The following is a 208-nucleotide window of genomic DNA, read 5'->3' on the forward strand; positions in this document are numbered from 1 at the left end:
GTTCCCCGCGCCTGCGGGGATGATCCGCAACCTGCCCAATACCCTGTTGCCACTCATCAGAGTTCCCCGCGCCTGCGGGGATGATCCGCCCAGTCTAGTTCGTGAGCACCCGGTTTTAAAGAGTTCCCCGCGCCTGCGGGGATGATCCGGCAAGGGAAAAGTTCCAGCCACAACCCAGAAGGAGTTCCCCGCGCCTGCGGGGATGATC

The sequence above is a fragment of the Arthrobacter sp. HMSC08H08 genome, from assembly GCF_001807575.1.
Lineage (GTDB): Bacteria > Actinomycetota > Actinomycetes > Actinomycetales > Micrococcaceae > Pseudoglutamicibacter > Pseudoglutamicibacter albus.